The sequence below is a fragment of the Metamycoplasma equirhinis genome (assembly GCF_006385185.1).
GTDB lineage: Bacteria > Bacillota_I > Bacilli_A > Mycoplasmatales > Metamycoplasmataceae > Metamycoplasma > Metamycoplasma equirhinis.
In genome coordinates this window covers 1-649 of the sequence record NZ_VFIX01000039.1, presented here as the reverse complement: position 1 = coordinate 649, position 649 = coordinate 1, and the positions used below count along the sequence as shown (strand labels likewise).

General features: G+C 63.8%; 1 pseudogene. It reads left to right on the top strand.

Annotated elements, in window-relative coordinates:
- Nucleotides 1-649: pseudogene (locus FJM08_RS08560) on the top strand (IS3-like element IS6110/IS987 family transposase); the annotation flags it as partial.

Below are 649 nucleotides of genomic sequence, written 5' to 3'. Positions count from 1 at the left end.
GAGCCCAGCCGCCGCGAGCTGCGCGATGGCGAACTCAAGGAGCACATCAGCCGCGTCCACGCCGCCAACTACGGTGTTTACGGTGCCCGCAAAGTGTGGCTAACCCTGAACCGTGAGGGCATCGAGGTGGCCAGATGCACCGTCGAACGGCTGATGACCACACTCGGCCTGTCCGGGACCACCCGCGGCAAAGCCCGCAGGACCACGATCGCTGATCCGGCCACAGCCCGTCCCGCCGATCTCGTCCAGCGCCGCTTCGGACCACCAGCACCTAACCGGCTGTGGGTAGCCGACCTCACCTATGTGTCGACCTGGGCAGGGTTCGCCTACGTGGCCTTTGTCACCGACGCCTACGCTCGCAGGATCCTGGGCTGGCGGGTCGCTTCCACGATGGCCACCTCCATGGTCCTCGACGCGATCGAGCAAGCCATCTGGACCCGCCAACAAGAAGGCGTACTCGACCTGAAAGACGTTATCCACCATACGGATAGGGGATCTCAGTACACATCGATCCGGTTCAGCGAGCGGCTCGCCGAGGCAGGCATCCAACCGTCGGTCGGAGCGGTCGGAAGCTCCTATGACAATGCACTAGCCGAGACGATCAACGGCCTATACAAGACCGAGCTGATCAAACCCGGCAAGCCCTGGC